Genomic DNA, 10,894 nt, shown 5'->3' with positions numbered 1-10,894 from the left:
ACGGGTTAACTCAACCGGTCTATGAACTCATCCAGTTCCTCCAGGTTGAAGCCGTCATAGTCAATGTCCGCCGGGGTCAGCTCCGCTTCGGTTTTGTCGGCGGCGTGGCGGATGATGCGGCGCAGATCGTCCATCAGGGCTTCCGCGAACATCACCAGATCGCCGGCGCTGAAACAGCCGGCGCAGCCGGTCAGACGCAATTGCAGGCAACCGTCCAGCACCAGCGCCACCACTTCCAGCGCCTGCAGGTTCAGCGCCTGCGGGTCCCGGGTCGGTCCTGCGTTTTCTTCCGCGAGCTGTAACAGGTCGCCGGTGAAAGTGCGGTCGAACCGGCCGAGATAGTTGAACGCCACCGCGGGCAAGGGGGCAAAGGCGATGGCGTCGTCGCCGTCGATATCTTTCTGATCGCGCATGTAGCGAAGGATGCCGTAGCCCGCCCCCTGTTGCGGCGCGCTGCGCAAGGTCTCTTTCACCACTTTGATCTGGCGGTCGATCTCGTCTTCAGCGTTAACCGCGAAGGCGAGGGGGTACAGACTGGTGAACCAGCCCAGGGTGCGTGAGATATCGAGGCCGGCGCCCAGGTCTTCGCGGCCATGTCCTTCCAGCAGCAGGCTGGGCGGCGCCAGCTGTTGTCGCATCAGCGTACGCAGCAGGGCGGTGATGAGCAGTTCGTCCCCTCGGGTGCGGTAGCCTTGGTTGGCGTCGCGCAGCCATTGTTCGGTGGTTGCGCCGTCGAGATGGCTTTCCACATAGTGGTAGGCGGCTTCGCGGCGCTGCAGGCGCGCAGGGATGGGCTGACTGGCGCGCAGACTCTCCTGACGCCGCCAGTAATCCAGCTCTTTATGGGAAAAGACCGGCGCGCCGCTGTTGACGGCCTGGGCCCATTGAGCGAAATCCGTCACTGGCGCCAGCGTAATCTCCGATCCCGCAACAGCCTGCTCGTAGGCCAGGGTCAGGTCTTCCAGCAGCACGCGCCAGGACACTGCGTCCATGATCAGATGGTGGGCGGTCAGAAACAGACGTTGCTCGCCATCGCCCAGGCGATACAGCGCCGCTTTGAAGAGGCCGCCTTTACGCAGGCTGAAGCGGGTTTGCAGATCCGCCATATGGGCCTCCATTTGCGTCCTGAGGTCCGCCATCGGGTCTGCTGTGGAGTCCGACGCAGCAGGCAGGTCAATGACGCTAAGCAGGCTGTCGGGATCGACCTTCACACGCACTTGACGCAATTGGTCAGGCTCGCCCTGAAAGGCCAGTTGCAGCGCGCCATGGTGATGCAGCAGCGCGGTCAGACTGCGCTGCAAAGGCTCTGTTTGCAGTTCGTGGGCGGGACGCAGCAATATCGCCTGATTGTAATGATCGCGACGACCTTCAAAGTGACTGAAGAACCAGCGCTGTATCCCCGTCAGCGGCGCTTCCGCCGGCGCGGCGTTAGGGGCGATGGTTTCTACGATGGCCTGTAGCTGCGGCGCCAGTTCAGCGATGCTGCGGTATTCGAAAATCTGCCTGACTTCCATACGCCAGCCGATTTGACGCAAGCGCGCAGAGATCTGCAGCGCCTTAATGGAGTCGCCGCCGAGCGCGAAGTAGTCGTCCTGGGCGCTGATATCGGCGATATGCAGAACGCTGCTCCAGACCTCCGCCAAGGCGGTTTCTCTGGCTCCGTCAGGGGCGCGGCGCGGACGTTTTTCCTGGTCGGGAGCGGTGGCTTCGCATTGCGGCAGGGCGCGACGGTCGATCTTGTTGCTGGCGGTGAGCGGCATCTGCGCCAGAAACGACCAGCGCGTGGGAATCATATAATCCGGCACGCGATCCTGCAGAAAGCTGCGCAACGCCTCCACCGCGGGCGCCTGCGCCTCTTCCCGCAGAGTGAGATAGGCCGCCAGCTCATGGCGTCCCGGTTCGGTTTCCAGGGCGATCGCTGCGGCTTCCGCCAACGCGGGATGCTGGCGCAAGTGCGATTCGATTTCTCCCGGCTCCACCCGATGACCGCGGATCTTGATCTGCTGGTCCATGCGGCCGAGGTACTGGATGGCGCCGTCCTGCAGCCAGCGTCCGCAGTCGCCGGTGGCGTACAGGCGGCGCTCGGAAATCTCGGGGTAATAGGCGAATTTTTCCCGGGTCAGAGCGGGTTGATTCAAATAGCCGCGGCCGACCGGGTCGCCGCCGATGAATATCTGGCCGGGGGCGCCCAGAGGAACCGGCTGACAGAACCTGTCCAGAATGAACGCCTGCGCGTTAGGCAGGGGCGTCCCGATAGGAACGATGGGAAAGTGATAGGGATTGTCCCGGGGAACCCGCAACGCGGTGACGTCCACCGTGCATTCCGTGGGGCCATAGACGTTGAAGAGCGTGGCCCGGGGGTTTTGTTGATAAAACGACTGCGCCAGCTCCCGGGTCAAAGGCTCGCCGCCGGTAAGCAGAGCGTCCAGGCGTAAGCCGGGCGTCGCCGGCAATCTGTCCGCCGTCATGATCGACAGCAGGCTGGGCGTGCAGTCCGCCACCGCCACGTTGTGATCCAGAAAACACCGGGCCAGGCGCGCTGGTTCCAGACGTTTCTCCGGAGCCACGACCAGCAGTTTATGTCCCAGCAGCAGAGCGGCGAAGATCTGTTGCACCGAGGCGTCGAACACCGGGTTGGCCAGCAACGCCACGCATACCGGCTCCTTATAGCCCCGATAAACCAGATCCCGCAGTCCCTCCACCAGATTCAGCACATTGTGATGCTCCACCTGACTGCCTTTGGGCGCGCCGGTGGAGCCGGAGGTGTAGATGATGTACGCCAGTTGGCTGCGTTGTATGGCGAGTGGGCTGGTGGGAGCGGCCACTGGCCTGGCCAGGGCCTGCTCGATGCAGATCAGCTCGGCGGGATAGGGCGCCACGGTGGAGCGGGCGGGGTTCAGCGTGGCCTGGTCGACCACAATCAGGCTCAGGTGGGCGTCGCGGATCTGGTGCTGCAGGCGGGCGCGGGGATGGGCGATGTCCATGGGCATATAGCCGGCGCCGCTTTTCAATATGCCCAGGATGCCAATGATCAGATTGAGGCCGGGACGTACGCACAACCCCACCGGCTGATCCGGCAACGCGCCCTGATGACGCAGGCGCGCCGCCAGCGCATCGCTGCGCTGGTCCAGCTCGGCGTAACTTAACTCGCCATCGTCGGCGATGACGGCGGTCTGCTGCGGATTGCGGGCCGCCTGCTGGCGGAAGCAACTGACGATGTCGTCGCCCAGAATAGGCTGCTCCACCGGGCGAGCGGCGGTGGGAGGCGAGCGCCAATGCTCGTTGAAGGCGCGTAGCTGGCGCAGGTCTTCGGCGTCGATCATGGTCAACTGATCCAGCTCGGCTTGCGGCGCCATGATCACGCTGTCCACCAGAGTGGCGAAGTGTCGGGCCATGCGCTCAATAGTTCCTGACTCGAACAGGTCGAGGCTGTATTCAAACTCGCATTGCAGGGCGCCGTCGGTCTCCGTGACCAGCAGCGACAGGTCGAACTTGGCGCTGCCCCGGTTGACCGGCAGGGATTCAATGGTGAGGCGCGGCAGCCGCAGGCTCTCCATGGGCGCGCTTTGCAGCAAAAACATGACCTGGGCGATGGGCTCGTAGCCGGGGCGGCGCTCCGGCTGCAACGCCTCCACCAGTTTGTCGAAGGGCATTTCCTGATGTGCGAAAGCGCCCAGCGTGGTTTCCCGCACCTGTTGCAGCAATTCGATGTAATTGGCGACGCCGCTGAGATTGACCCGCAGCGCCAGGGTATTGACGAAGAAGCCCACTACGTTTTCCAGCTCGGGACGTTCCCGGTTGGCCACCTGGGAGCCCACCACCAGATCGCTGGCGCCGCTGTAGCGTTGCAACAGTATGTTGAAGATCGCCAACAGCGCCATAAACAGGCTGCACCCCTGTCGCTTGGCCAGGGCCTGCAGGGCGTCGCCCCGGTCCGCGGACAGGGTGATGAAATGACTGGCGCCGCGATAGCTGCGTTGCCGGGGGCGCGGGTGATCATACGGCAGATCGGGGGGCGGCGGCGGATTCTGCAGGCGCGGCAGCCAATATTCGCGCAGACGAAGCAACTCCGCCGGCAAAAAGCTTTGCTGTTGCCAGCAGGCGTAGTCCGGGTATTGAGTAGACAATGGCGGCAGCTCGCCGGAGCCGGCGTAAAGCGTCATCAGCTCACGGGTGAGAATGCCCTTGGACCAGCCGTCGGCGATGATGTGATGCAGGGTGAACAGCAGCACGTGGCGCTGTGGTCCCAGTTTCAACAGGCGCGCACGGGCCAGGGGAGCGCGGCTCAGGTCAAAAGGGGCCACGGCCTCCGCATCCGCGAGTCTGGCGGCGGCGCGCTCCGCCGCGCCGGGCTCCAGACTGCTCAGGTCTTCCTGGGTCATCGACAGAGTCGCCTGTTCGGCGATGTGCTGGCGGGGCCCGTCCGGCCCCTCGATGAAACTGACGCGCAAAGCTTCGTGACGATCTGCAATACGCTGCAGGCAGCGGCGCAACAGGCTAATGTCGATGACGCCGTCCAGACGCAACGCTTCAGGAATATTGTAGGCGGCGTCGCCAGGTATATCGTAGGAGGCATCGACAGGGATATCGTAGGAGGCATCGACAGGGATATCGTAGGAGGCATCGCCAGGGATATTGCAGGCGGCGTCGCCTCCCGGGCCGGTCTGCGTTTCCGCCATGGCCATCACGAACCAGAGTCCCATCTGATTCAGAGACAAGGGCGCGTTGTTAGCGTAGGCCGGGGCGCGCGGCGGAATGCCCCGACGCGGAGCCACCGCCTGCAGACGGGGCGGCGCCGGCTGCCTGGGCAGCAGGGGCAGAATGGTGTCCTTCATGATCTTGAGGCGGGCGACCAGCTCCGGCGTCATGGCGTTTTTCGGCGCCCGATAGCGCAGCTGCCCGTTATCGTTCCAAAGCTGTACGCCGCTTTGCTCGACTTCCCGTAGAAAGGCGTACACTTCCATCACAGCACCCCTTCATCCATTTCTTCCGACAGATCCGTGTCCACGGCTTCCGGACAGGCGCGCTGCAGCCATTCGGCGAAGGCGGCCACGCTGGGATAGTCGAACAGGGCCTGCATGCTGATATCCGGCGAGAACCGGCTTTTCAGCCGCGACGCCATCTTGATGGCGATGAGACTGTCGCCGCCCAGGTCATGAAAATTGTCGTGTCGTCCCACCAGGTTAACTCCCAGCACCTCGCGCCAGATGGCGGCGATATCCCGTTCCAGATCGCTGGCGGGCGCATCGGCGCCGGCTTGCTCGTCCTGGGCCGCGTTGCTGAGTCGGCCCTGTTCGACGATGCGCTGCAGGTTGACGTTGCGGGCGTCCCGCAACAGATCGTAGATATGGCGGCGGGACATTAGCACCTGACTGAGGCCGCGTTGGGACAGCATGCGCAGGAAAGCGTCGGCGCCGGTTGCCGGGTCCATGCCGCCTTCCGGGTCATGCCCTGTTTTCTGGCGATACAGGGCCTCGTAGGCGCAGGCCATGCCCACATGCCGCCAGCGTTCCCAGTTGATGGACAGGGCCGCCACGCCCTGGCTGCGCAGTTGATGAGCGAAGGCGTCCACGCAGGAGTTAGAGGCGCAGTATTCGGCGTCGCCGACCCCGGGCGCCACGGCGCTGGTGGAGGAGGACAGCGCCACGAAATCCAGTTCCTTGACCGGCAATATCGTCAGCAGGTTGCGCACGCCGTGGACCTTGGCGGCGAACTCGCCGGCGCCGGGATCAGGTTGCTTGAGCTGAATGGGGCCGCGGTTTTCCGAGGCTGCGCAATGAATCAGGCCATTGATGGGGCCGAAATGCTGTTGCGCCTGCGCCAGTTGCTCCTGTAGCGCCGCCAGATCGGCAATGTCCGTCTGTAAGGTCATGACCTGGGCGCCGAGACTGCGCAGGCGACGCAGTTTGGCGCTGCGGTCGCAGGCGGCCCTTTCCGCGTCAGGGCTGACCAGGGCGAACGGCTCCGCCACGTTGGCGTCGCCGGCGGCGGCCAGTATCAGGCCGCAGTCGACTTCCTCCGGCCTCCTGTCCTCACCGGGGAACGCGCGCACGTCCTGATAACCCAGATCTTCCAGCAGCACGCGCCATTGCGGCAGAGACAGAAGCGGACAGTTCTCCCGCAGTCCGTCAGCGAAATACCACCATCCCGCCGCCAGCCCGTAGGCCATATTGGTCCAGCGTTCTGTGTGGGTGGACTCCAGCAGGCACAGCAAACCTCCGGGGGCCAGCAAACGCCGGGTCTGGCGCATGGTGGCGGGCAGGTCCGCCGTGGCGTGCACCGCGTCCAGCTCTATCACCAGATCGAAACTGTGCGGGTCCAGCCCCTGTTTCTCCGGCGGCAGTGAGGCGTCGAATTTGGCGAAACGCATTTTGCCCGCCAGATCGGGATCTTGCTGAAAGCGTGCTTCCGCCGCCATCACGAAGCTGCGGCCGATATCGGTGAACCAGTATTCCACGTTCGCTTCACGCAGGGCGGGGGCGATCCAGTCGGTAAGAATGCCGGCGCCGGCGCCGATTTCCAGAATCCGCAAAGGTCTGGCGTCAGGCTGCGCCGCGCGGGCCTGATTGAGGTCCCGCAACAGTCTCTGCAATAACAGGCCGTACAGACGGTGATGCGTATGCTCCACGGTTTCCGCTGCGGCTTTCTTCAGCTTGTCCCCCTGACCGGAGGGATACAGCACGCTGATGGCGTCGACTTCACCCGTGAGAGCAGGGCGATAGTGGCTGACGCAGTGATCCAGAAACGCCAGCATGGGGGCGAAACCGGGATGCCGCTGGCTGATTTCCTCGCGCATGACGGAGGCGTCCGGCAACTGCTCCAGGGCGGGTGACAGGCGCACTTGATCACCATCCAGTCCGACCACTTCGTCCTCCGCCAGAATGGCGAACATCCAGCGGAAGAACTTGTCGAAACGGGCGTCCAGACCGCAGACATTCATGAACTCATCCACACTGACGACCTTTCTTTCGTCCAGATGGTCCCGCCACAGGGCGCTGATAAACTGACCGAGATAGGCGGAGCACAGGCCATGCAGATCAGCGCGCAGACCCGGATGAGCGTCCACGGTCTGAATCCCCAGTTCGTCCTTCAGTTCGCTTTCCATGGCGGCGATGCGCTTGGGCTCAGGCAATTGCGTGATGAGGCCGCTATGGTTGGCGCCGGCGTCCTCGCTCCAGGCGGGAGCGGGCTGGCGACCGGCCAGAATCAGCCTGGCGCGGCATTGTTGCGCTACGCACTCCGCCAGTTGCAGGCCGATGCCGCCCAATCCGCCGGTGATCAGGTACACGCTGTCATCACGTAAAGGCAATTGTTGCGGGTCGCTGATCGCCGCGGTGGGCGTGGGCGTGAATTCGCAGACCCAACGGTGATGGCGGGGCGGTTGCGTCAGATCCAGGCCGCGCAACGCCAGTAAGGGCTCATCGCTGGGACGCTGGGCGAGGTCGATCAGATCGCGACACAACGCCTCCTGCTGGGCTTGCGATTGCGGCGGGATAACGTCGATGCACAGACTGCGCAGGTCGGCGTACTCCAACGGCGCCACCTTGATCGGCCCCATGACCGCCCCCAGTTCCGGCGTGACGGTTTCGTCGCCGAGCACCGACTGTGCGGTCGCCGTGACGGCGCACAGCATAGGCGCAGGAGAGGTCAGGCTATCGAACTGCTGGATCAGTCGGATCAGACTGCTGTATCCCAGGCTCAGCAGTGTCTCACTGCGTTTCTGTGCGTCGGTGGCGTCGATGTGGGGCGCGTAGGCCCAGGCGTGCAACACGACATCCGGCGCCTGGTCGTCCGCCTGTAATTGCGCAAACAGGGCCTGGAAATCTTCTTCCTGCGCGGGATCAATACGCAACGTATTTGCTATGTGCAGATCTTGAGGCGCATAGGTTGAGCGCACCTGAGTCATGCTGTCGCCGCGCCGCTCAATCTCGGCTCGCAAGCCCTGGGCGAGCGGGGCGTCGTCCACCAACACCAGCCAGTGACGGGGCCTGGCGTCTGTATCTGGCTTGTCTGTACCTGACTTGTCTGTATCTGACTTAGCCGAAGACCGCTGATCTGAGAGTTCGGCGGTCATGGGCAGACGCCGCCAGGACGGCGCATAGAACCAGTCCTGTAACGGCGGCTCCGCCTGATTGTTCCGGACGCTCGCTGTGATCGTCTGATTGCTGGGAGGGTCGATCCAATAGCGCTGGCGGGCGAAGGGATAGCCTGGTAAGTGCCGGCGCTGGTAACGGCGACGACTCTCTGGCGCGGCGGCGTTGATGACGCCATCGTAATAGGCGCGCCAATCCAGGTCGCAACCGCGACGCCAGAGTTCCCCCAAGGTTTCCAGTAGCTGTCGTTCCGGATGTTCCCGGCGCGACGCCGGCGGAATCAGCGACAGAGCGTCATGACGCCAGCCCTGTTGATGCGCCAGGGCGGTGAGCGCGCGTCCCGCGCCCACTTCCACGCAGACGTCCACCCCTTCGCGCCTCAACGTTTGCAGGCCGGCGGCGAAGCGCACCGGCTCCAGCATATGGCGTACCCAGTAGTCCGGGTCCGCCGCCTGCTCCGGGCGCAGCAGGTCGCCGGTCAGGTTGCTGACAATGGGAATCTGCGGCGCCTGCAGGCGCAGGCTGCGCAACAACTCACGCAAGGGGGCCGCCACCGGGTCCATGGCTGGCGAGTGGAAGGCGCCGCTGGTGTTGAGGCGCTGGCAGGTGACGCCCTCGGCGATGAGGCGCGCCTGCAGTTGTTCGATCGCCGCCGGCGGGCCGGACAGAGTGCAGCACTCCGGGCTGTTGACCGCCGCCAGAGACAGACGTTCGCCCTGGCCTTTGTCGCCGGCGTGGGCGCGCAGATAAGGAATGACGCTTTCTTCGCCAAGGGAGACCACCAGCATGGCGCCGGCGGCGGTGTCCTGCATTAAACGGCCGCGTTCGGTGAGCAGACGCAGAGCGTCCGGCAGGGAGAACACTCCAGCGAGGCAGGCGGCGACGTATTCTCCCAGGCTGTGACCCAGTAACGCATTAGGTTGCAAACCCCAGCTTTGCAGCAGGCGCGCCAGAGAATACTCCAGCGCGAAGTTCAGCGGTTGCGCCAGGGAGGTGGGAGTAAGCGCGCGGTCTTTCTCCCTGTCGTTGCAGAGCAGCGAGCGAATATCCAGGTTCAACAAGGGTTGCAACAACGCCGCGCATTGATCCAGGTCGCGACGAAAAGTGGCGTAACGCTGATACAGAGACGACGCCATTCCTGCGTATTGAGAACCCTGGCCGGTGAGCAAGAACGCCAGCTTGTGGACAGGGCGCTCTTCCGGGTGGTTTCTTTCGTGAAAGTCCGCCGTACCTTGGTCGCTGATTGTATAAGCGCGCTGCTCCAGACGACGGCGTCCGCAGGCCAGGGTGAAGGCGACGTCCGGCAGCGCCTGCGCAGGCAGGGTTTGCAGATGCTCGCGTAATTGCGCCTGCGCCTGTTGCAACGCGGTGTCCGTGCGGGCTGAGACCAGCAACAGTTGCGGCAGCGCCGCCTCTGAGTCTTGCAGGGCATGGGCGTCAACGCAGGCGTCCGGGGCCTGCTCCAGCACCACATGGGAGTTGGTGCCGCCGACGCCGAATGAGCTGACGCCGGCGCGCCGGGGTAAGTCAGCAGGCCAGTCCACGGTTTCGGCGTTGACGAAAAACGGACTGTTTTCCAGATCCAGTTTGGGATTAGGGCGCTGGAAATGGCGGGTGGAGGGAATCTTGCCGTGTTTGATCGCCAGGGCCGCCTTGATCAAACCCGCCATGCCGGCGGCGGTGTCCAGGTGGCCAAAATTGGTTTTCACCGATCCCAGGGCGCAGAAGCCTTTGCGCGCGGTGGTCAGGCGGAAGGCTTTGGTCAGCGCCGCCACTTCGATGGGGTCGCCCAGGGGAGTGCCGGTGCCGTGGGCTTCTACGTAGCTGATGGTGTCAGCGGTGATGTCCGCCAGCGCCTGCGCTTCTGCGATCACGGCCGCTTCGCCGTCGACGCTGGGGGCGGTGTAGCCGATTTTGTCGGCGCCGTCGTTGTTGATGGCGCTGCCGCGAATCACCGCATAGATGTCATCGCCGTCCTCCAGGGCGTCCTCCAGTCGGCGCAGCAACACCACGCCCACGCCGCTGCCGCCCACCACGCCCTGAGCGTCGGCGTCAAAGGCGCGACATTGGCCGTCGGGAGAGGGAATGCCGCCTTCCTGATACAGATAGCCTTCTTCCTGAGGCACGCGCAGGGTGGAAGCGCCGGCCAGGGCCATGTCGCACTGACAGGACAGCAGACTCTGGCAGGCCAGATGCACCGCCACCAGGGAGGTGGAGCAGGCGGTGTTGACGTTGAAGCTGGGGCCTTTCAGGTCCATCTTGTAGCTGACCCGGGTGGCGGCGAAGTCCTTGTCGTTGCCGATCAGCAGCTGATAATCCATGTCCGGTCCGGTGTACTGCGGATGCGGAACAATATTGCGCAGGATATAGGTGGGCATGCCGACGCCGGCGAAAACGCCGATGCGGTTTTCCTCACCCTGACCGGTGTGGCCGCCGTCTTCCAGCGCGCGCCAGCAACTTTCCAGAAACAGCCGATGCTGCGGGTCCATCATTTCCGCTTCCCGGGGCGTATAGCCGAAGAAAGCGGCGTCGAATTTGTCGTAATCGTTGACCACGCCTTTGACGGGAACGTAGTCCGGGTGGTCGATCAGCGCGGCGGGAATTCCTCCCTGCAACAGTTGTTCACGGGTGAAGCGGGTAGTGGAGATCACGCCGTCGAGCAGGTTGCGCCAGAACCCCTCGATGTCGTCCGCGCCGGGAAAGCGGCACGCCATGCCGACAATGGCGATAGCGTCCGCTGGGATGTCTTGGGATAGGGTGTCCTTCATGGTTGTATTCTTTTTTTTCCGTTTATTGTTCTA

The 10,894-nt window shown here is 63.8% G+C and carries 2 protein-coding genes; both read right to left on the bottom strand.

The genetic code is table 11. From position 1 onward, the window contains the following. Window positions 1-5 precede the first annotated feature (5 nt). Complete coding sequence (locus EUZ85_RS19870; protein WP_127971208.1) at window positions 6-4,964, bottom strand: non-ribosomal peptide synthetase; 4,959 nt, start codon at window positions 4,962-4,964, stop codon at window positions 6-8. Next, entirely contained in the window at window positions 4,964-10,861 is a 5,898-nt protein-coding gene (locus tag EUZ85_RS19865; RefSeq protein ID WP_127971206.1) for a type I polyketide synthase, read from the bottom strand. The genes EUZ85_RS19870 and EUZ85_RS19865 overlap by 1 nt, the downstream gene beginning before the upstream one ends. Between the last annotated feature and the right edge of the window lie 33 nt (window positions 10,862-10,894).

The sequence above is a fragment of the Hahella sp. KA22 genome, assembly GCF_004135205.1.
Taxonomy (GTDB): domain Bacteria; phylum Pseudomonadota; class Gammaproteobacteria; order Pseudomonadales; family Oleiphilaceae; genus Hahella.
This window is presented reverse-complemented; position numbering and strand designations above follow the sequence as displayed.